Below are 18,859 nucleotides of genomic sequence, written 5' to 3' on the forward strand. Positions count from 1 at the left end.
TAATCAGGCCTCCCGGCTTTTATCTGGGAAGGAATAGCCGAAGCTCCGGTCAAAAACAAAATTCCGAAAACAACAAGAGTTATAAAAACTCCGAGAAGCATATAATCTGGAAGCTGTTTTTTCATATGTAAAAAGTTATCCTATCAGTCGTATAGTTACGCCGATTATGGCCATAACAACGCCTACAACCCAAAACCTCATCGTTACTTTGTAATGAGGCCATCCTTTTGCTTCAAAATGATGATGTAAGGGAGCGGCAAGAAACAATTTCTTTTTCAGAAATTTCTTTGAAAGAAGCTGAAGAATGACAGACCCCGATTCTATGACAAGTAAAAATCCGATTATAGGAAGAACCAAAACCGAATCTGTTAAAAAGGCAACTACCGTTAAAGCGGCGCAAAGACCCATTGTTCCTGTTTCTGTCATATAAAATCTTGCAGGAGGGATATTAAACCATAAAAAAGCCAAAATAGCTCCGGTTACAACAAGACAAAAAGAAGCAAGGTCGATTTGTCCCCTAAACAGAGCAATGCCGGCAAAGGCGGTAAACATTGAAGCAAAAGCACCTCCGGAAAGTCCGTCCAGTCCGTCAATGACCCCGCCGCTATAAACGGCAAGAGTGACAAGAATAAAAAAAGGAACATACCATATTCCAATGTAAAAATCCCCCATCCCAGGAACGTGAATGGTCTCAAATCCAAGCTTGTAATAAAACCAAACAGATCCGATAAGCCCTATTAGAAAAACCAAAAAAAGGCGGAACTTCAAACGAAGTCCTCCTCCTATGTATTTTCCTTTCCCGAAAACCTGCAAAACATCGTCAACAAGACCAACCAAGGATGCGGCAATAAGAGCAAAGAGAGGAAGCCATGTTTGGGACCTGCTTAAAAAATTAAGCTTTTGAAACCACCATATATTTGTATACGAAAGAATAAAAAAGACAAAGGAGACAAGCAAAACGGATCCCCAAATAAGCGCTCCTCCAAGGCGAGGAGTATAAATCTCTTTTTTTTCATGAAATTTTATAAAAAAAGGAATTTCTTTTCCGTCTATTGATTTTGTTCTAATTTCTTTTCTCCATGCTTTTGTTTTGTATAAAAAAGAGATATAAAAAGGAGCGACAAGGAAAGCTAAAACAAATCCGGCAGTCGCCAAGGTAAATATTTTTATTATATTTATCGTAATTTCAGACATATAGCTTATTATATTAATTTCCTCATCTCTTCAAACCTATCGTTTGCCCCTAAAATAATATTTATGATATACCCGTCTTTCGTATCTACTATAATAACAAGACATCCTTTTGCCTCATTTGTAAATCCGGTCTTTCCTCCTGATATTTGCGGATATTCAAAAAGAAGAACATTGGTATTTTTTGAAAGATGGCGGAAAGACCCATTCGGCTTTAAAACCTCATACTCTTTTTTTCTCGTAATTTCGAAAATCTGAGGGTAATTTTCTTTTATAGTTTTTGCAAGAAGTGCAACATCGTTTGCGGTTGAAAGGTTCTCTTTCCCGTCATTGAGGCCCGTAGAATTGATAAATTTTGTTTTTTCAAGGCCGATATTCTTTGCATAAATATTCATCAAATTAACAAAGTTTTCTTCTCCTATCATTTCAGAAAGAGCAAAAGCGGCATCATTGCTTGATTCAATAAGAGAAATATGAACCAAGGCCTCCACCGTTAAAAGCTCTCCTTCAGAAAGAATAGAAACTCCTTTTTGAAAAGCGGCTTCTTTTGAAATAGGCAAAGATAAAAAAGGATTATATGTTTCTTTAAGGTCAAAGATAACAAGCGCAGTCATTAATTTTGTCAAAGAGGCAATCGGCAAAAGAGCATCTTCGTTTTTTTTATAAAGAATAGTTTCTTTTCCGTTTTTATCCACCTTTAAAGATACTACTGCTCTTGCGTCAATTTCAATTTCTTTCAAAATCTCCTTGTAAGGATTTTTTAAAGGCAAGGGCTCAGAATAATAATATAGGTTAGCCGTTAAAGAAAGAACCTGTTCTGCTTTTATAGCCGTAAAAGTCAAAATTCCAAAATAAACAAAGCCAATAAAAAAAGACGCTAGAAAAAAATTAAAGTTTCTCATTCCTCTCAATCTTGATTTTTAAATCCTCCAGTTGCTCTTTGAAAACCTGCGAAGGAGCGCCCGTCATAGGATCTCTTCCGTCTCCCGTAAGAGGAAAAGCCATTACTTCGCGAAGATTGGGCTCTCCCATAAGAATCATCATAAGCCGTTCAAGTCCCGATGCTATTCCTCCATGCGGAGGAGCGCCATACTTAAAGGCCTCAAGGAAATAAGAAAACCTTTCTTTCTGTTCTTTGTTAAATCCGATAAGGTCGAAAATCTTTTCTTGAACTTTAGGATCATGTATTCTTATGCTTCCTCCTCCAACTTCATATCCATTTAAAACAAGATCATGCTGATATGATTTTACCTTCAGAGGGTCTTTATCAAGCAGTTCAATATCTTCTTTCTTTGCCAAAGTAAACATGTGATGCGAAGGAGCAAACTTTGCTTTTCCGGAACCGTGGAAATAGTCGTCTGCTGTTTGAGCTTTAAAGAGGGGAAAATCAACGACAAAAGCGAATGCAAGCTCATTTTTATCGTTTTTATCTTTTCTCAAGTCAGGTTTATCGCTGCCGTATTTTTCCATTACCTCTTCATATTTCAGACGGGGCCAAGGTTTGAAGGTAAAATGCTTTTCCGGAAAAAGGGATTCAATCATCTTTGTATAAAGATTTTCAATTAAATTTAAAATATCCTCTTGTTCTATGAAAGACATTTCAATATCAAGCTGATAAAATTCTCCCGGGCTGCGGTCGGCTCTTGCGTCCTCATCCCTAAAACAAGGAGCAATTTGGAAATATTTCTCAAATCCGGCTATCATAAGCAATTGCTTGTATTGCTGGGGCGACTGGGGAAGGGCAAAAAACTTTCCTGGATTAAGACGGGAAGGAACCAAATAATCCCTGGCTCCTTCCGGAGTTGATTTGGAAAGAATCGGAGTTTGAATTTCCGTAAATCCTTCCTTATTTAAATAATTTCTGATAAATAAGGTAACCTGACTGCGAAAAAAAAGATTTTTCTTCATTCTTTCGGTTCGCAAATCAAGATAACGATAACGCAGGCGCGTTTCTTCATTTACAACAATTGTATCTTTGTCTATTTCAAAAGGAGGCGTTTTTGCCTCGCTTAAAATATTTAAAGTTTCACCTTGAAGTTCAACTGTTCCTGTTTGAAGATTAGGGTTTACCATTTTATCCGGTCTTTCCGAAACCTTCCCCGTTATCTCAACAACAAATTGGGGACGAACTTTCTGAACAAGAGAGTATAATTCTTTGTTTGAAGAGGTAAAGACAACCTGAAGAAGGCCGCTTTTATCGCGCAAATCAAAAAAAATAGTCTTGCCGTGAACTCTGACAGAATCAATAAAACCGGAAACCTTAACTGTCTTGCCAACACTGTTTTTTGTTTCTATATTTAGTAATCTTTTCATTTTTTCATTATACAAATTTTTAGAAAGTAGTAAAGCTGGCTTTTTTGCTTTTAATAGAAAAAATAAAGAATAAAAAACGCCTCTTTTTTTAAAGAGACGCTTTTAAAAACAAAGCTACCTTACATCATCGGGTTTTCTGGAGGCATTTGAGAACCGGAAGAAGAATTGGAAGGAGGTTGTTTTCCTTTCTTTGCCATAAAATAGTAGACCAGAAGACCAACTGCAATTACCGCGGCCGCCAAAAGAAATAAATTTAACATTTGATTATTATCTCTTGTTTAGTGTTTTATTTTTCGACCTTATGCTTTTCTTTTCATTCATATTACCTTTTTGGCGCTTTTTTTGTCAAGTTAAAAGTGTTAAAAACTTTTCCAAATTCGTATATATCCCCCGCCCCCATTATAATAAGAACGTCAATTTCGGAAATACTTTCCATAATATATTTTTTAACCTTATCCTTTTGCAAATATATTATGTTCTTTTGATTTATTTTTTCAACAAGGTTTTTAGAACTTACCTTTCTTTTATTATTATTCTTTTCTCTTCCCGGAACATCATAAATATCAATAATTATTATTTTCTCCGCTTTAAAAGAGGAAAAAACCTTAACAAAATCGTTAAAAAGAAGTTTTGTTCTTTCGATTTGGTGAGGTTGGAAAATACACCAAATTCTCTTTCTTTTGAATTTATCTCTTGCCGCTTTTAATGTTTCTTTTATTGCTGTCGGATGATGGGCATAGTCGTTTATAATAGTAAGGCCGTTTATTTTCTTTTCTTCAAAACGGCGCCAGGTGCCCCTAAATGACGACAAGTATTTATATGAAACCTTGTCCTCTATTCCAACTGCTCTTGAAGCAGAAAGAGCGCAAAGAGCATTATATACATTATGCTCTCCTGGCACTTTTAATATTTTTCTAATCTTGCCGGCTTCTTTTTGCTTTAAGGAAAATTGAATCGTTTTTAAATTTTTTCTTTTCAGCTTCAAAACATTTTTATCGTCTTTGTTTAAAACCAGAAATCCCCCTCTTTTAACATTGCCTACATACTTTTTAAACGTCCCTATAATATGATTAAGGTTTTTGTAATAATCAAGATGGTCTCTTTCTATATTGTTTATTGCAGCAATATCAGGACTGTATTTAAGAAAAGAAGCGTTCCATTCATCTGATTCTATTATCAAAAGATTGCTTTTCCCCACTCTGTAATTTCTGTTTTTAAGCTCTTTTAACTTTGTCCCTATGATTATAGTCGGGTCAAGATTGGCTCCAATCGCAATCAAAGAGAACATCGCCGTAGTAGTGCTTTTTCCGTGAGTTCCGGAAAAAGCGACAGTATAATATTCTTTTGTAAGATTTCCTAAGGCCTCCGGGTAGCTTAAGGCCTTAATCCCCTTTTTTTTACTTTCCAAAATCTCGGGATTATCTTTTTTAACGGCGGAAGAATAAACCAAAAAATCTGTTTCCTTTTTTAGGTTTGAACTTTTATGTCCAAGAAATATTTTCACTCCCCTTTTTTTTAGTTCATTTGCAGTTTCAGAAAGAGAAAGGTCAGAGCCCGTTATTTCATTCCCTTTTTCTAAATAATATCCGGCAAGAGCCGATATCCCTATCCCGCTTATCCCGACAAAGTGTATTTTCATATTTTTTTAAAAGGAAAAGACGCTATAACTTTGTGAATTGCTTTTCCTTTTCTAAGATTGCTTTCCATAATTTCAATTGAAGAAACATTAAAAGAAATATCAATTTCTTTTTCTATTTCCGGCAAATCCTCGCGACTTAGAGTTTCAATTGCTTCTCTTTTTATTCTGCCAAGAGTAACATGAGGAATAATTCCCTTTATTGAAAGTTCTTCAATTTCTTTTGATATTTTCCCTTTTGCCCAAATCATTTTAGGAGCTTCTTTGGAAAAGTAAGTTATCTTATCAAAAGAAAAAGAAAAAGGAGAAAATTCTTTCGCTTTTTTTTCCGTTTCCTTCAAAATATTTTCCAATTCTTCTTTTCTTAAGGAACCTAAAAAAAGAAGCGTTATGTGAAAATTATTCTCATCTGTCCAGCTAATCGGAAAATCAACAATTTCTTTTATTCTCTCTTGTTTTTCCCTTAGGTTTTTTTTAGTTTCATTATCTAAATTTATTGCCGTAAAAATTCTCATAAGATTACTTAATTGTAGCAGAGAATTTAAAAGAGGCAAGAAAAAGCCCCTCACGAAATTGCGCAAGGGGTAGAAAAAAGAAAGAAGGATTTTCTCAGCGAGGCCAAGAATCGGCCTCTCTTAGAGCTTCCTCCATACGATCCCTTTTTGAATAAAGAAGCAAAGCCGCTTCCTCATCCTTATAGTGCCTGAGACCGTACTCAAGATCCTCTAAAGCGCTTGCCATCTCCATGATGACATACGCAGGAGTCCTTTCCTGCATATATTCATTCCTCTCAAAATAAGAAAGAGAAGCAAGGTTAGGATCCGTATCAACGGACCTTTCAATGATCGCAATCGCCCCCCAAAAAGGAGCGTTTCTCTTAAACTTGTTTTGAGTTAAGCACTCTCTGTCAAGAGGAACTTTTCTCTCAATAAGGTCATTGACATAAGGGAAAACAAGACGTCTTGTAATCTCAATGCTCCGGTCTCGGGCCTCACGGCAATAAGACCTTGTTTCATTGTAAGCTGCACAACCTTTGTACTGCTTGACAATGATACTTGCCATCAAAAGGCAAAAAAAAGCAAAGCCAATAGTTAGCAAGAAATTGAACCGAGACATATGTCTCTCCTTTCAAAAAAAGAACAACCTCCTTTTGCACAGAAACATTCTGAGCAATCTTTCTTGTCTTAAATTATACTAGTTATTTTAATTTTGTCAAGCTAATTATTTGACAAAATAACACAATATGCTATAATGCAATAAGAGTAAGAAGGTATTTGTCCGGCCTTCAACTGCTTATGTAGCAGATTTTAAACGGACAATCATGGCTGATTAAGAAAGGAAAAGCCATGGCAGAGCTTGCAGTTGTGATAATTGTCATTGCTTTCTTCTTCTTTGCTTTCCGCGTTTTTACGCGATTGCAAAAGGAGAAGGAAGAGACAAGAAGAAGGGTCGAGGAGATGAAGTCCTGGCACATGGAGGCCAGGAAGAAGAAGGTAGAGTGGAACAAGAAGATTCGTTCCGCAAAACATCTCCTTGAAAGCGCCAAAAACTGGCGCGACCCCGAAGGGAAAGAGGATTTTTTGAGAGAGCTCTATGGAGGAGTTCCTCAGTACCTCTTCTACGAGATCTCTCGAGATCTCACGGACGAGGAAGTTCAGAAAATTGTTCTTTTTTTCTGGGGAGATGAGGGAGGAAGCTTCGGTGACCTTGAGAGGCACAATTCTCTCAGGGTAAGAAACGCCAAGCGTTTCACTGCTCTCCTTCTCGAGGAATTTCCCCTAATTCAAGCCGGACATTGCCAAGCTTGGGAAACCACCGACGAGGACGGTTTTCCGGAAGGCGTAGTCCTTTTCTCGGCCGAGGGATTCTATCCCAAGGCCTAAGAAAGCGTCTCTGTAAAAACAAGGCGGTCTTGCAAAGCAAGGCCGCCTCTTCTTTTACTTGCCCTATTCAAACACCCTAAAGAATGATAAAATGCCGTATATGAGAAATAAAAAGATTATTCAAATTCTAAAAGATACAGCCGACCTTTTGGAAATTAAAGGAGTCCCTTTTAAACCGGCAGCTTACAAAAAAGCCGCCTTTGAAATAGAAAAAATCAAAGAAGATATTTCAAAAATTGAACTGAAAAAAATAAAAGGAATAGGAAAAAGCATAAGTGAAAAAATAGAAGAATTCATTAAAACCGGAAAAATCAAGTATTACGAAGAACTAAAGAAAGAAACGGCGATAAGACAGATAATCACCCACTATTTCAAAACAAAAGGGGTCTCATTGTCTCTTCTTAAGAAGAATGCTAAAAAAGCAAAGATTATTTATTCAAGATATACAAAACCGGCAAAACAGCTCTTGGAGCTTTCCGGTTCAGTTGAAAAGGCAAAAAAGGCCATTACAAAAGTAGCCGATTGGGCAAATTCAAGAGATCTGGATTATGCAATAGAAACAGTTTTTAAAAAATGGCTTGAACTTGGCAATTTGAAGCCAAAAGAAATAGTCAAAAAGCCCTTTTACAGAGAGAATCCAATGGTTTTTTCAAAAATGAAGAAAAAATGGTTTGTAATCACTCCTCAAAACGATTGGCTTGAATTTGCCGGAAAAGATTCTGAGATAGAATGGAAAGTAGAAGATAAAAAATCTGTTTTAAAAAATGGAAATGGAAAGTAAAATTGTATTTTTTGGCACTCCCCGTTTTGGAGCCGTTATACTTGAAGGGCTTGCAAAATCAAAATTCAAGCCCTGTCTTCTTGTTACAAAAAAAGACCGTCTTGGAAACAGAGGAAAAATTGCGATTCCCGAAACAAAAATTATCGCTCAAAAGCATAAGATAAAAGTTCTCCAAAAAGAAAAAAAGGATGAAATTTACAAAGAACTGAAAAAAATTTCTCCCGATATTATTATTGTTGCCGCCTATTCGAAAATACTGCCAGAAAACATCATTAATCTGCCAAAATACGGTTCTTACAATATCCACCCTTCCCTTTTGCCAAAATACAGAGGGCCCTCCCCTGTTCAATTTGCCATTTTAAGCGGAGATGAAAAAACCGGCGTTTCTATTTTCAAAATGAACGAAAAAATGGATGAAGGAGATATAATTGCAAAAAAAGAAATATCAATTTTCCCTAAAGACACTTCTTTTTCACTTTTAGATAAAATTGCCGCTCTTTCTCTTTTACTTTTACTTGAAACAATTCCAAAAATCATAAGTAAAGATGTAAAGCTGGAAAAACAAGACGATAAAAAGGCAACCTATAGTAAGATAATAAGGAAAGAGGACGGTAAAATAAGCTGGGATAAAACAGCAAAAGAAATAGAAAGGAAAATAAGAGCATTCACGCCATGGCCCGGAGTATTTACTTTTTGGAAAAAAAATGATAAAAGTTTTTTACGAATAAAGATTATTGAATCTGAAGCGATAAAGGAGGAAAACTTCAAAAAGGGGGAAGTTTTTAAATCCAAAGACAAATTCCCCGCCGTAAAATGCAAAGAAGGAGCCCTTATTTTAAAAAAAATACAAGTAGAAGGCAAAAATCCCGTCTCCGGAAAAGATTTCCTGATGGGAAATAACGATTTTATAAAAACAAAACTATGATTCCATACTCAAAAATTGAAAAAGGAATAAGAATATTGATAGACAAAAACCCGTATGAAATAGTCGAGGCCTCTTCAATGTTTAAAGGAAGAGGGCATTCCGTTCTTCAGGCAAAAATGAAAAACCTTATCACCGGAGAAATACTTTCAAAAACCTTTCACCCTTCTGATATTTTTGAGGAAGCGGAAATATCAAGAATAAACTGCAAATTTCTTTATTCTCACAGAGATAAATATTTCTTTTCTGAAAGCTCCGATTCTAAAAAAAGATTCGAGATGGATGAAAGTAAAATAAAAGAGATAGCAAAGCTTTTAAAACCGAACATGGAAGTTGAAGGAGTCGTTTTCAATGATAAAATAGTAAATATCAATTTGCCGATTAAAATAAAAATTAAAGTGCAGTCGGCGCCCCCTGGAATAAGAGGAGACAGGGCCCAAGGAGGAACAAAAGCAGTAGTTCTTGAAACAGGCAAGGAAATTAACGTCCCTCTTTTTATTGAAGAAGGAGACATAATTGAGATAAATACTGAAACTAAAGAATACGTAAGAAGAGTAGAAAAAGGATAATATCTTTTATCTCTTTTTTTTAAACTTTCTCTTTTCAAGAATGTTCACCTTTTCCTCATCAAACCCGAAATGATGAGCAATTTCATGCCAAATGGTCTTTTTGACCGTTTCTTTTATTTCCTCGCTATTTCTAGCGTATTTTTCTATCGGCTTTTTGAATATTGTAATTTTATCAGGAAGAGAAAGTCCATATCCCCACCTTTCCGTTTTCGGTATCCCTTCATAAAGTCCGAAAAGAAAATCCCCCCTTCTCATTCCCAGTTCCTTTAATTGCTCTTTATTTGGAGAATCTTCTATGCAGATTTCAACATTATCCATCTTTTCTAAGAACTTTTGAGGAATTAATTCTATGCCTTGCCTTACAAGTTTTTCAAATTCCTTATCCTCCATATATCAGTTTCTTTGCAAAATATTTAGCATCTTCTATATCTTTTTCATTCATGTCTTTTTTATTAAAAAATCCGCAATCTTTACATTCAAGCTCTTTTATTTCGTTAAAGCCCTTTTTATTTAAGAGATTCTTCATTTTTTTGACGCGCCTTTTTAAAAAGAAAGTAAAAAAGCTTTTAGGAAGCCAGAAAATAAATACTTTCTTTTTTTGATAAGGAAGGTTTTTTATAAAATTAAGAAAATCGCTGTTTATTCCTCCTTTATAAACATTAAAGCCAAATCCCAAAATGTCCGCTTCAATGACTTTTTCAGTTTTGGCTTTATAATAAGGGACAATCTCCGCCCCTATTTCTTTTCCTATAATATGCGCAAACTTCTCTATTTTTCCTCCCCTTAAAGATGCGTAAATAATAAGAGTTTTCATATTTTTTCAAAGGTTTTCTTTCTCTTCCTCAACTTCTATTTCCCTTTTTATTTCTTCAAATTCGTTTTCTATATCCTTAAGGCGCTTTCTGCCAAGCTTCATAAGCTCCGCTGCTTCTTTTACTTTTTTTAATCCTTCTTCAACGTCAATTTCCTTCTGGTTTTCAAACCAAAAAGATATCTCGGAAAGGCGCTTTAAGCTTTCATTTAGGTCTTTTGGATTGTTTTCTTTTGCCATTTTAATTTTTCTTAATTATTTTTTTAACATTTGAAATAACGCTTCCGTCTTTAAGCGCAACGCTAATTTCCTCTCCCTCTAATAACCCTTGAACGCTTTTTAATATTTTTCCCTTTGCTCTTGTTATGCTATAGCCCAAAGAAAGCTGCCTTTCGGGGCTATTGGCAAAAACAATCTTTTCCGTTTTCTCTAGATAATTTATAGCTTCATCAAGGCATCTTTCCATATCAAGAATAATTTTATTTTTTTTGCCTTCAAAGTTTATTTTAACATTAATGATATTATTTTTAAAGACAAAATAAGAAACCCTCAGCTTATTTTCAATTTCTTCATATTTTTTAAAAATCAGCTCTTTGGAATCCTTAATCAGAGTTGCAATCGTTTTTAAGCTTTCTTCCCCTTTTTTTAAAATATCCTGATAACTATAAAATATTTTTCTTTCTTCATTCTCTAAAAAAGAAAGAAGATTATCCCACGATCTATTTATGGTCGTCGCGGCAATACTTGGAGTTGAAACATTAAGGTCAGAAGCCATAGAAAGAAGAGGAACATCTTTATGATGGCCAATGGCCGAAATTACCGGAACGGGAAACTTTGCTACCTCCCTTACTAATTTTTCATTATTAAAAGGCATAAGAGGAGCCAATGTTTCAAGAGCCCCTCCTCCTCTCATTATGACAAGCAGTTCTATATCTTTCTTCTTAAAAGTCCTAATGGCTCCCAGAATATCGGAAACGGCCTCTTGTCCTTCAACCCGACAATCAATTATTTTCACCTCAAAGCCGTACTTTCCAAGATTATTGGAAAAATCGGCAATTACCGCTCCTCTTAAAGAAGTAATAAGCCCTATTTTTTTGGGATACTGGGGAATTTCTCTTTTTCTTTCGGGAGCAAAAATTCCTTCTTCAGAAAGCTTCTTTTTTAATTTTTCATATTCTTTCTTCAGAACGCCTTCTCCTGCAATCTCTAAAGAAGTAACTATTAAAGAAAGACGCCCGGTAGAAGGATATATTTCCGGAGCTCCGGAAATTATTACTTTAAGGCCTTCTTTCAGTTCAATTCCAAAAAGGTCATATTTAAATTTCCAAATAGCGCAACTTATAACGCTTTGCTTGTTTTCATCTCTAAGAGTAAAATAGACATGCCCCTTTGGGCCGACATCTGCCCTGCCAACCTCCCCTATTATTTTTACCTTCGCCTTTTTCAATCCGATATTAATACGGGTTATAAATTGTGAAACGGAAAGAATCGAATTATCCATTTTAATATTTAATCGCTCCTCTTGTATAAATATTTCTCGGATTCCAAAGCATATACCCCTTAAAATCTTCTTTTAAGGCGTCATAGACGGCTCTTATCTGGCTTTTTACCATTTGCTCGTCATAAACGGCCCCAAGGTTAAAATCCTGAAGCCAGGGACGCAATTTGGCTTTTTTTTCATAAGGCAAGGCATCAATTCTCTCTTTTGCCCTTTTCATTGAATAATAAACCACTTCATAAGGATATTCCGCCGGATTGGCGTATCCTCTGAATCCATGAGCATAATGGGACGGATAAACCATTGGGGAAATATAGTCGAAAAAAGGGACAAAATCTTCAAGAACCTGGCCTATTCCCAAATCATCGCTGTTTACGGTAACAAGCCCGAACAAATCAACGGAAAGATTTTTGCCCATTGTCCCCCTTCTAAGATATTGTGCAAAATCCCTGATAATAGCTCTTTTTTGTTTCTCTCCGTCCCAAAGGGGAAAATCCATGTCCTTTAAATTGCCGTCGGAAGGGAATCTAATGTAATCAAAATTAACTTCATCAAATCCTTTTTCAAATGCATCTTTTGCTATTTTCAAATTATACTCCCACGCCTCTTTGCTTGAAGGGTCAATCCAAGTAAGCCCTGATTTATCGGTCCAAAGAACGTTTGGATTAAATTTTCTTCTTATTGCAATATCGGGCCTTGCTCTTGCCAAAACCGGGTCCTGAAAAATAACCATTCTTGCAATGACATACGCTTTCTCGTTGTGAAACTTTTCAATCAATTCTTCAATATTTGGGATTATTATCTTTTCCGCTCCATATGCTTTAACTTCCGGAACGTTTGTTTTATAAAAAACGTATCCGGAATAATCCTTAATGTCTATAACTACAGAATTAATTCTTGTATTCTTTACAATTTCAAGCATATCACTGGTCCTGCTTTTACTGCTTGCTGTCCAGCCGGTCATGTATATTGATTCAACTATTGCCCCTTCTTTTCTTTCCTCTCTTGCTTTTTCGCTTAAAAGAAAAAGAGAAGAGCCGAAAACTCCCATTGAAACCAAAAAAGAAAGGAAGATTGAAACCGTTCCCTTTTTCAGCCACTCTTTTCTTTCCTTTTCTTTTAATTTTTCAATTGCGTATCTTAATGTTGTTCTTTTCATTTTTCCTTTGTTCTTTTGTAAAAAATCAAGAAGGGCTTTTTTATTTTTTTTGCCAACTTCTCTTAGAACCCATCCGGTTGCCTTATTAATCAAATCATTGTCGTCTTCAAGTAAAATCTTTGAAATTTTCAGAGCATCTTTAAATTCATTTTTAGAAATAAAAGAAAGGGTTGATATTATGGCTATCCTTCTTTTCCAAATGTCTTTTGATTTTGCAAAATCATACAAGATATCCTTTTCTTTATCTTGGAGAAAATCGCCAATTATTTTCGGAGCGCTCGTATCAACCAAATCCCAATTATTTACTCCTTTGATGTTTTTAAGATAGAAAGAAAAGATTTCCTTTTTTTTCATAACCTTGTATTTTTCAACTAGAATAACAAGGGCGGTAAACCTATATTCATGAATATTGCTTTTCAGCAATTCTGACACTTTTTTTAAGGGTATTTCTTTAAAATATTTTTTAGAAATTATCCTTAAAGAAGGAACGTCTACCCCGAGAAAAACATCTCCTTCTCCATACTCCCCTTTTTTCGTTTTAAAATATCTACTGCAAGCTTTAGCTCTTTTTTTATTCTTTAATTTTTGAATCTCTTTTTCAATCATTTCATTATGTCTAAGATTGATCCGGTTATAAAAACTTCAACAAGAGCGGCTATTGCAATAAGAGGGAATAAAAATCTTGCAAAAAAGACAAAAGAAAGAGAAATTTCTTCTCTTAAATCTCCCTTTTTTTTAAAAAGAACGCTTATCATGGTTTTGCCCATTTTAAATCCCATTGCTCCTCCAATTATTAAAATTGGGATTTCAATTATTCCGTGAGGCAAAATTCCAAGCAAAAATAAGCTAAGATTGGAATTTTGAAGAAAAAAGAAAAATAAAATGCCTAGAATTCCCCCGTTAACAAGAAGAACAAAGAAGGGAAAGATAGAAAATAGCATTCCTAAAAAAACCGTCAAAAATAAAGAAACTGTATTATTGATGAAAATAAAGAAAAAGAGCTCTATATTCCCCATATTAACAAGCGAAGAAGCAATCTTTCTTAATTCTTCCAAAAACATTCCGTCTTTATCAAAAACCTTTTCACCTAAAAAATAGCCGTTAATAAATGAAAAAAAGAATATTAAAAAAGAGAAGCCCAAAAATGGCTTAAGAGAAAAAAAATATTCCTTGTAATTTATTTTTCTATCTAAATTCATCAACGCATTTATTAAATAAAGCTATTTGCTTGTTATAACCATTTGCTAATTCTTCCGTCTCCTTCACAAGAATATTATAAGTTGAAACAAGCATATTGTATTCTCTGACTTTTTTTATGTATTCCTGGCCCACCTTTATTTCAAACCCTGAAATTTCAGAATAGAGAGTTTCAATCTTTTCCAAAAAGTTATCAAGCTCTATTTTATTAAAATCAATCCTTGTCTTAAGATTTTCATTTACAATAGGGCAAGAAGAAAGAGGAAGTCCGAAATGGGAAACGGCAAGCCAGACATTCTTATTTTCAAAATTGCATCTCAAAAGAGAAATGCCAACTTCAGAGTAATTCTTGCTTAAGATATTTTCCCTGTGGCCTTGACTGTTCATCCATGATGAAAGAAGATCTTCTTCGCTTTTAAACCCTCCCAAAGCCAAGTTTTCGCCGATAAAAATAAAGTCATATCCTGTCTTTTTAGCCAAGTCCCCCACTCCTTCGTTAGAAAGAGAGTCATGCTCAAAATATTGGTTTTGGCACATGTCTTCATTTTTAATCAGGGCCGAAGAATTAAGTTTTGAATTTTCCTTAAGAGGCGGCAATCCGTTTTCCTGCCTGTGTTTATTTGTAATATTAATTGTTTCTGATATTTCAAGGGGAAAATATATTTCTTCCGTATTTATTCTAAGAGGAGAAGAAAGAAACACTTGTTTTCCCGCTTCTATAATAAATTCTCCGAAAGTGCCGTTTTTTTCCAAAGAACGAAGAATAAGAAAAGAAAAATCAACAAGAGAGACAAAAATGGAGATACTTATTAGAATTATGAAAAATAAGAAGAATTTTAGAATTTTCATATGCTCCTTCGCTTTTAATTAAACTCTTCCTCTTGCTTTTTTTGCTTCAATTATTCGCGAAACGGCAAGAATGTAAGTCGCTTCTCTAAAAGATGTTTCTCTCTGGCTTTTTATCTTCCAGGCGTTTTCAAAAGCTCTGACCATAATTTTCCCCAATTTTTCTTTAACTTCTTCTTCGCTCCAGTAGTAATTCTGCCTGTTTTGAACCCATTCAAAATAACTTACTATAACTCCTCCCGCATTGCTTAAAATATCAGGAATAACGATTGTTCCTTTTTTGTTTAAAATATTATCTGCCAAAGGAGATGTCGGTCCGTTTGCAATTTCAAGAATAATCCCGGCTTTTATTCTATCCGCATTTTTCTCGGTAATCTGGCCCCCTAAAGCTGCCGGAATCAAAATATCACAATCGCATTCTAAAAACTCTTCATTTGAAAGAAGAGTAACATTGTCTTTTTTCATTTGTTCGTAATCACAAACGCTCCCTTTGCAATAAAGACTGTCAATTGATTTATTCTCCTTTTTTATTTTATCTATGGCAATCGGATCAAGACCATAAGGACTGTACATTCCCCCTTTGCTATCTGAAAGACCGACGATAATATATCCTTCCTTGTGAAGTATTTTTGCAATATTGGAACCGGCATTGCCAAATCCTTGAATAGCCACTTTTAATTTTAAAGGATCTTTTTGCAAAAGAGAAACAATTTCTTTTAGGGCAAAAACACCTCCTTGAGCGGTTGCGTAGTCCCTCAAAAGAGATCCAAAAAGAATAAGGGGCTTTCCGGTTATTACCCCGGGCTGGCTTTTTCCTGTTTGTTTTTCATATTCGTCAAGCATATATCCCATAATTTCCGAGTTTGTATAAAGATCGGGGGCAGGAATATCCTTATCTTGGCCGATATAATCAATCATAACTCTGACAAAAGATCTTGCTATTTCTTCTATTTCTTCTTTTGAGCATTCTTTGGGATTAAACTGAACTGCGCCCTTGGCTCCTCCCAAAGGAATATCGACAACAGCACATTTTAAAGCCATTCCTCCGGCAAGGGCTTTTACTTCATCAATGTCCGCTTTTTCATGAAAGCGAATTCCTCCCTTGTAGGGTCCTCTGCTATTGTCAAACTGCACCCTAAAAACAGGGACATCTTTTTTTTTATCTCCAATTTTAACTTCTATCTTTTTTTCTACAATCCTGTCCGGGGTAATTAAAGATTCAATTTCCTTTTTTGAAAGGCCAAGATATTTGGCCGTTTTTTCTATTCGGGAAACAAAGTTTTCAAACGGATTATTTATGTTCATTGTTTTCAATTTTGCTAAAATTAGAAATTTCGTCTTTTTTATCCTTTTTTCCCAAAAAAAAGATGTATAATATTTCCAAGAGGCCTAAAGTATTAATAACAAGAAGAGCGATAAACCAAGCTAATTCCCCGTTGCGGGCGGACTTCCAAAGGGCAATTCCCTTCCATGGCAAAGTCCACAATACCGCTATAATGAGCAATAACTGATATGTTGTTGTTTGATACATAATAAATAAATTAATCTTTAATAGATAATACAGTAAAAGAAAAACTTTTCAAGAAGAATTATTTTAATCAACGCAAAGTATGGCACTAACTTTTCCATCATTGACAAAAGCATTACATCCGTAAGTATTTAGCCACATGGAACATTTTCCGGTTTTTTCAATAGATTCTCCTTTTTTTACTCTAATTTCCTCTTCAGATGACAATTTAGCGATACAACTCCCTTCACAATCACTTTCATTATAGCAATTCTTGATGGCGTCTGAAGTCGGCAAGTTGCATTGCTTTAAAAGAGAAAGTCCGAAAATTCCCCATTCTCCCTTCATTTCTCTGCAAGAATCTTCATTATCCGGAACATTATTACTGCTTGCCGGAATGCTTGTTATTCCGCATCCCTCTTCCCAAATTCTGACGCATCTTTCTTTTGCTTTGCAAAAAGTATATCCTGCCGAAATGAAACAGCCATATTCGTCTTTTTCTCCTCCAATGCTTATCGGCTCAATATTATCTTTCTCTCCCTCTTCTATTTTTTCAAACGAAATTACTTCAAATTTTTCCTCTTTTTCAATCCCGGTTATTTTAACCCGCATTCCGGGTTCCCAGTTTGATTTGTCTTCATATAGTAAAGGAATGGATAAAGCAGGCTTGCCAGGCTCTTCATAAAGCAAATGCCAAACGTCCCGCTCCAGACCAGGGACGTTTATCAGAAGATATCCTTCAATCACAGATTCATTATTTGCTATTAAATCATTATCGGGAATTTCCACTTCTTCTTTGTTTTTGGAAATATAGAAGATGGAAAAAATTACAAAAAGAACAGTTAAAACAATAATGGTTTTTTTCATATTAATTAATTTTTTTATAAATCTATTTTACCGCTTCAAGGGTTAAACTCATAAGATCAATGCCATTGTACTGCTCCTTGCTTATTTTTCTGTTTTCATTAAGAATGTTTATCTTAAATCCGGCTTCTTTTAGCTTGGCAAGATAATCCTCTTTTAGGAGAGCTCCCGCCACGCAGCCAGCAAGCAAATTTTCATCGTTTTTTTGCTTCTCTGAAAGCTCTTTTAGCAAAACAATATCAGAAAGAAATATTTTCCCTCCTTTTTTCAAAACTCTATATGCCTCCTTAAAAACTTTTAATTTATCAGGAGCAAGGTTTATTACGCAATTTGTGATTATAATATCAATGGAGTTGTCTTTAATGGGCATTTCTTCTATTTCGCTTAAAATAAATTGAACGTTTTTTACTTTGCGTCTTTTGGCATTTTCTTTCGCTCTTTCAATCATATCCTTTGTCATGTCAACTCCTATGACTTTTCCTTTTTCTTTAACCCTTTTTGCTGCAAGAAAACAGTCAAAACCAGCCCCGCAGCCAAGATCAAGAACAGTATCCCCTTCTTTAATTTTACTAAAGGCAAGAGGATTGCCACATCCAAGTCCAAGGTTTCCCTCTATTAAAACATCCTCATTGGAATATCCGATACTTTTTGAAATATCATTTTCGGTTTTACAGCCGCAAGAACAGCACAAACTACCTGTAGCTATCTTGGCATATTTTTCTTTAACTATTTTTTTAATTTCTTCCGGTTTTTTCATAATCGTTTTAATTAATTTTAAAGGTTTTAATTTATAAAAAACTTGCAATTCTATCAATTAGTTCTTCTTTGCCTTCGTTTGTTTTTGCGGAATATCCCAAAACCGGAATATTTTTTGCTTCTTTTTGAAGAAGCAAGAAACGCTCTTTTTTATTTTCTTTTTTTAATTTATCAATTTTATTTGCAACAATGACAACCTTATGATTATTTTCCAAAAGAACCTCAATCATGTTTTTATCAAGAATAGTAATCCCCACTTTGGCGTCTATGATAAGAAAAACGGCATTTGGCTTTGATTTGGAAAATTTTAAATACCAAAAGATTCTTTTTATCATTTTGTTTCGTTCTGATATTGAACGCTTGGCATATCCGTATCCGGGAAAATCAACAAAATAGAAAGAATTGTTAATCTTAAAGAAATTGGCTTCCCTTGTTTTTCCGGGCAGTTTGCTTGTTTTTACAAGATCCTTTTTGCCGCTTAAAGAATTAATAACGCTTGATTTGCCGGCATTGGAACGGCCAAAAAAAGCGATATGGGGCAAATTATCTTTTGTCCCATAATCATCCCCTATAACTCCTTTGGCAAACTCCGCTTTTTTTATTTCCATATTTTTATTGCCAAAGGCAAAAAATTAATTATTTATTTCCTTTATTTTCCCATAAGAGCTGCCTCGCGATTCCGCTCCTATTTGCACCTCCTTATCTTTATCAATAACAAGCATATTGGCGCTGCCGAAAATTCCGGTGCCAACTGTGACATTATGCCCCTTTGACTTTAAATTTTCAATGGTTTCAGAAGGAAAGCCGTTTTCCATTTGAAGAACGTTGTTTACATTATACGGATAGGTTCCTGCCGGAAAAGCGGTGGTTATAAAGCGAGGTTTGTTGATTGCCTCTTGGGCGGACAGTCCAAATTCAACAACCGA

Annotated in this window: 24 protein-coding genes and 1 pseudogene; 4 read left to right on the forward strand and 21 right to left on the reverse strand. The window is 35.0% G+C overall.

Going from position 1 to position 18,859, the window contains the following annotated elements; all coding sequences use genetic code 11:
- Positions 1–135: 135 nt before the first annotated feature.
- The 7 genes from PHH50_01840 to PHH50_01870 all read right to left on the reverse strand — a co-directional run bounded on the left by PHH50_01840 (position 136) and on the right by PHH50_01870 (position 6,256).
- Positions 136–1,194: a hypothetical protein gene (locus PHH50_01840; GenBank protein MDD3729043.1), complete on the reverse strand. Its 1,059-nt coding sequence runs from the start codon at positions 1,192–1,194 to the stop codon at positions 136–138.
- Between the two features lie 8 nt (positions 1,195–1,202).
- Positions 1,203–2,093 carry a serine hydrolase gene (locus PHH50_01845; protein MDD3729044.1) on the reverse strand — a complete coding sequence of 297 codons (891 nt, stop codon included), beginning with the start codon at positions 2,091–2,093 and terminating at the stop codon, positions 1,203–1,205.
- Entirely contained in the window at positions 2,080–3,504 is a 1,425-nt protein-coding gene (aspS, locus tag PHH50_01850) for an aspartate--tRNA ligase (GenBank protein MDD3729045.1), read from the reverse strand. Before aspS ends, PHH50_01845 begins: the two co-directional genes overlap by 14 nt.
- A gap of 119 nt (positions 3,505–3,623) precedes the next feature.
- On the reverse strand, positions 3,624–3,764 hold the full coding sequence (locus PHH50_01855; GenBank protein ID MDD3729046.1) for a hypothetical protein: 141 nt from the start codon (positions 3,762–3,764) through the stop codon (positions 3,624–3,626).
- Between the two features lie 62 nt (positions 3,765–3,826).
- The gene (locus PHH50_01860; protein ID MDD3729047.1) at positions 3,827–5,143 is read right to left on the reverse strand and encodes a Mur ligase domain-containing protein; all 1,317 of its coding nucleotides are present in this window, start codon (positions 5,141–5,143) and stop codon (positions 3,827–3,829) included.
- A complete protein-coding gene (gene thpR / locus PHH50_01865) occupies positions 5,140–5,655 on the reverse strand; it encodes an RNA 2',3'-cyclic phosphodiesterase (GenBank protein MDD3729048.1) in 516 nt (171 codons plus the stop codon). Before thpR ends, PHH50_01860 begins: the two co-directional genes overlap by 4 nt.
- Positions 5,656–5,749: 94 nt before the next feature.
- Positions 5,750–6,256 carry a hypothetical protein gene (locus PHH50_01870; protein ID MDD3729049.1) on the reverse strand — a complete coding sequence of 169 codons (507 nt, stop codon included), beginning with the start codon at positions 6,254–6,256 and terminating at the stop codon, positions 5,750–5,752.
- Between the two features lie 230 nt (positions 6,257–6,486).
- Here PHH50_01870 and PHH50_01875 point away from each other — a divergent pair, with 230 nt between their 5' ends.
- The 4 genes from PHH50_01875 (at position 6,487) to PHH50_01890 (ending at position 9,295) form a co-directional block, all read left to right on the forward strand.
- A complete protein-coding gene (locus tag PHH50_01875) occupies positions 6,487–7,023 on the forward strand; it encodes a hypothetical protein (protein ID MDD3729050.1) in 537 nt (178 codons plus the stop codon).
- Between the two features lie 100 nt (positions 7,024–7,123).
- Positions 7,124–7,804 carry a hypothetical protein gene (locus tag PHH50_01880; GenBank protein MDD3729051.1) on the forward strand — a complete coding sequence of 227 codons (681 nt, stop codon included), beginning with the start codon at positions 7,124–7,126 and terminating at the stop codon, positions 7,802–7,804.
- Complete coding sequence (fmt, locus tag PHH50_01885; GenBank protein ID MDD3729052.1) at positions 7,794–8,729, forward strand: methionyl-tRNA formyltransferase; 936 nt, start codon at positions 7,794–7,796, stop codon at positions 8,727–8,729. The genes PHH50_01880 and fmt overlap by 11 nt, the downstream gene beginning before the upstream one ends.
- Complete coding sequence (locus tag PHH50_01890; GenBank protein ID MDD3729053.1) at positions 8,726–9,295, forward strand: elongation factor P; 570 nt, start codon at positions 8,726–8,728, stop codon at positions 9,293–9,295. Before fmt ends, PHH50_01890 begins: the two co-directional genes overlap by 4 nt.
- A gap of 6 nt (positions 9,296–9,301) precedes the next feature.
- Here PHH50_01890 and PHH50_01895 read toward each other — a convergent pair whose 3' ends face one another.
- The 14 genes and pseudogenes from PHH50_01895 to PHH50_01960 form a co-directional block, all read right to left on the reverse strand.
- Positions 9,302–9,685, reverse strand: coding sequence for a metallopeptidase family protein (locus tag PHH50_01895; GenBank protein MDD3729054.1), 384 nt, complete (start codon positions 9,683–9,685; stop codon positions 9,302–9,304).
- Positions 9,675–10,109 carry a hypothetical protein gene (locus PHH50_01900; protein ID MDD3729055.1) on the reverse strand — a complete coding sequence of 145 codons (435 nt, stop codon included), beginning with the start codon at positions 10,107–10,109 and terminating at the stop codon, positions 9,675–9,677. The genes PHH50_01895 and PHH50_01900 overlap by 11 nt, the downstream gene beginning before the upstream one ends.
- Positions 10,110–10,115: 6 nt before the next feature.
- Entirely contained in the window at positions 10,116–10,346 is a 231-nt protein-coding gene (locus tag PHH50_01905; GenBank protein MDD3729056.1) for an exodeoxyribonuclease VII small subunit, read from the reverse strand.
- A 1-nt stretch (position 10,347) separates the two neighbouring features.
- Positions 10,348–11,607: an exodeoxyribonuclease VII large subunit gene (gene xseA / locus PHH50_01910; protein MDD3729057.1), complete on the reverse strand. Its 1,260-nt coding sequence runs from the start codon at positions 11,605–11,607 to the stop codon at positions 10,348–10,350.
- Between the two features lies 1 nt (position 11,608).
- Positions 11,609–12,568 (reverse strand): putative glycoside hydrolase, encoded by a 960-nt coding sequence (locus PHH50_01915; protein ID MDD3729058.1) that lies wholly within the window; start codon positions 12,566–12,568, stop codon positions 11,609–11,611.
- 129 nt (positions 12,569–12,697) lie between these two features.
- Positions 12,698–13,369 (reverse strand): annotated as a pseudogene (locus PHH50_01920) (DNA alkylation repair protein).
- Positions 13,366–13,962, reverse strand: coding sequence for a stage II sporulation protein M (locus tag PHH50_01925; GenBank protein MDD3729059.1), 597 nt, complete (start codon positions 13,960–13,962; stop codon positions 13,366–13,368). Before PHH50_01925 ends, PHH50_01920 begins: the two are co-directional and overlap by 4 nt.
- Positions 13,949–14,809 (reverse strand): CAP domain-containing protein, encoded by an 861-nt coding sequence (locus PHH50_01930; GenBank protein MDD3729060.1) that lies wholly within the window; start codon positions 14,807–14,809, stop codon positions 13,949–13,951. Before PHH50_01930 ends, PHH50_01925 begins: the two co-directional genes overlap by 14 nt.
- An 18-nt stretch (positions 14,810–14,827) precedes the next feature.
- Complete coding sequence (locus tag PHH50_01935; protein ID MDD3729061.1) at positions 14,828–16,111, reverse strand: Glu/Leu/Phe/Val dehydrogenase; 1,284 nt, start codon at positions 16,109–16,111, stop codon at positions 14,828–14,830.
- Positions 16,098–16,337, reverse strand: coding sequence for a DUF5652 family protein (locus PHH50_01940; protein MDD3729062.1), 240 nt, complete (start codon positions 16,335–16,337; stop codon positions 16,098–16,100). Before PHH50_01940 ends, PHH50_01935 begins: the two co-directional genes overlap by 14 nt.
- A 63-nt stretch (positions 16,338–16,400) precedes the next feature.
- Complete coding sequence (locus PHH50_01945) at positions 16,401–17,180, reverse strand: hypothetical protein (protein MDD3729063.1); 780 nt, start codon at positions 17,178–17,180, stop codon at positions 16,401–16,403.
- Positions 17,181–17,202: 22 nt separating this feature from the next.
- Positions 17,203–17,934 (reverse strand): arsenite methyltransferase, encoded by a 732-nt coding sequence (gene arsM, locus PHH50_01950; protein ID MDD3729064.1) that lies wholly within the window; start codon positions 17,932–17,934, stop codon positions 17,203–17,205.
- Between the two features lie 31 nt (positions 17,935–17,965).
- Complete coding sequence (yihA, locus tag PHH50_01955) at positions 17,966–18,541, reverse strand: ribosome biogenesis GTP-binding protein YihA/YsxC (protein ID MDD3729065.1); 576 nt, start codon at positions 18,539–18,541, stop codon at positions 17,966–17,968.
- A 24-nt stretch (positions 18,542–18,565) separates the two neighbouring features.
- A partial coding sequence (locus PHH50_01960; GenBank protein MDD3729066.1) for a gamma-glutamyltransferase occupies positions 18,566–18,859 on the reverse strand: 294 nt, incomplete at its 5' end.

The organism is Candidatus Paceibacterota bacterium, assembly GCA_028697015.1.
In the GTDB taxonomy this organism is placed as follows: domain Bacteria; phylum Patescibacteriota; class Minisyncoccia; order Minisyncoccales; family GWA2-38-27; genus JAQVFW01.

Bases quoted from the DNA above. Each gene is read 5' to 3' on its own strand.
- PHH50_01840 (MDD3729043.1), bottom strand. From the start codon at position 1,194: ATGTCTGAAATTACGATAAATATAATAAAAATATTTACCTTGGCGACT.
- PHH50_01845 (MDD3729044.1), bottom strand. From the start codon at position 2,093: ATGAGAAACTTTAATTTTTTTCTAGCGTCTTTTTTTATTGGCTTTGTT.
- aspS (MDD3729045.1), bottom strand. From the start codon at position 3,504: ATGAAAAGATTACTAAATATAGAAACAAAAAACAGTGTTGGCAAGACA.
- PHH50_01855 (MDD3729046.1), bottom strand. From the start codon at position 3,764: ATGTTAAATTTATTTCTTTTGGCGGCCGCGGTAATTGCAGTTGGTCTT.
- PHH50_01860 (MDD3729047.1), bottom strand. From the start codon at position 5,143: ATGAAAATACACTTTGTCGGGATAAGCGGGATAGGGATATCGGCTCTT.
- thpR (MDD3729048.1), bottom strand. From the start codon at position 5,655: ATGAGAATTTTTACGGCAATAAATTTAGATAATGAAACTAAAAAAAAC.
- PHH50_01870 (MDD3729049.1), bottom strand. From the start codon at position 6,256: ATGTCTCGGTTCAATTTCTTGCTAACTATTGGCTTTGCTTTTTTTTGC.
- PHH50_01875 (MDD3729050.1), top strand. From the start codon at position 6,487: ATGGCAGAGCTTGCAGTTGTGATAATTGTCATTGCTTTCTTCTTCTTT.
- PHH50_01880 (MDD3729051.1), top strand. From the start codon at position 7,124: ATGAGAAATAAAAAGATTATTCAAATTCTAAAAGATACAGCCGACCTT.
- fmt (MDD3729052.1), top strand. From the start codon at position 7,794: ATGGAAAGTAAAATTGTATTTTTTGGCACTCCCCGTTTTGGAGCCGTT.
- PHH50_01890 (MDD3729053.1), top strand. From the start codon at position 8,726: ATGATTCCATACTCAAAAATTGAAAAAGGAATAAGAATATTGATAGAC.
- PHH50_01895 (MDD3729054.1), bottom strand. From the start codon at position 9,685: ATGGAGGATAAGGAATTTGAAAAACTTGTAAGGCAAGGCATAGAATTA.
- PHH50_01900 (MDD3729055.1), bottom strand. From the start codon at position 10,109: ATGAAAACTCTTATTATTTACGCATCTTTAAGGGGAGGAAAAATAGAG.
- PHH50_01905 (MDD3729056.1), bottom strand. From the start codon at position 10,346: ATGGCAAAAGAAAACAATCCAAAAGACCTAAATGAAAGCTTAAAGCGC.
- xseA (MDD3729057.1), bottom strand. From the start codon at position 11,607: ATGGATAATTCGATTCTTTCCGTTTCACAATTTATAACCCGTATTAAT.
- PHH50_01915 (MDD3729058.1), bottom strand. From the start codon at position 12,568: ATGACCGGCTGGACAGCAAGCAGTAAAAGCAGGACCAGTGATATGCTT.
- PHH50_01925 (MDD3729059.1), bottom strand. From the start codon at position 13,962: ATGAATTTAGATAGAAAAATAAATTACAAGGAATATTTTTTTTCTCTT.
- PHH50_01930 (MDD3729060.1), bottom strand. From the start codon at position 14,809: ATGAAAATTCTAAAATTCTTCTTATTTTTCATAATTCTAATAAGTATC.
- PHH50_01935 (MDD3729061.1), bottom strand. From the start codon at position 16,111: ATGAACATAAATAATCCGTTTGAAAACTTTGTTTCCCGAATAGAAAAA.
- PHH50_01940 (MDD3729062.1), bottom strand. From the start codon at position 16,337: ATGTATCAAACAACAACATATCAGTTATTGCTCATTATAGCGGTATTG.
- PHH50_01945 (MDD3729063.1), bottom strand. From the start codon at position 17,180: ATGAAAAAAACCATTATTGTTTTAACTGTTCTTTTTGTAATTTTTTCC.
- arsM (MDD3729064.1), bottom strand. From the start codon at position 17,934: ATGAAAAAACCGGAAGAAATTAAAAAAATAGTTAAAGAAAAATATGCC.
- yihA (MDD3729065.1), bottom strand. From the start codon at position 18,541: ATGGAAATAAAAAAAGCGGAGTTTGCCAAAGGAGTTATAGGGGATGAT.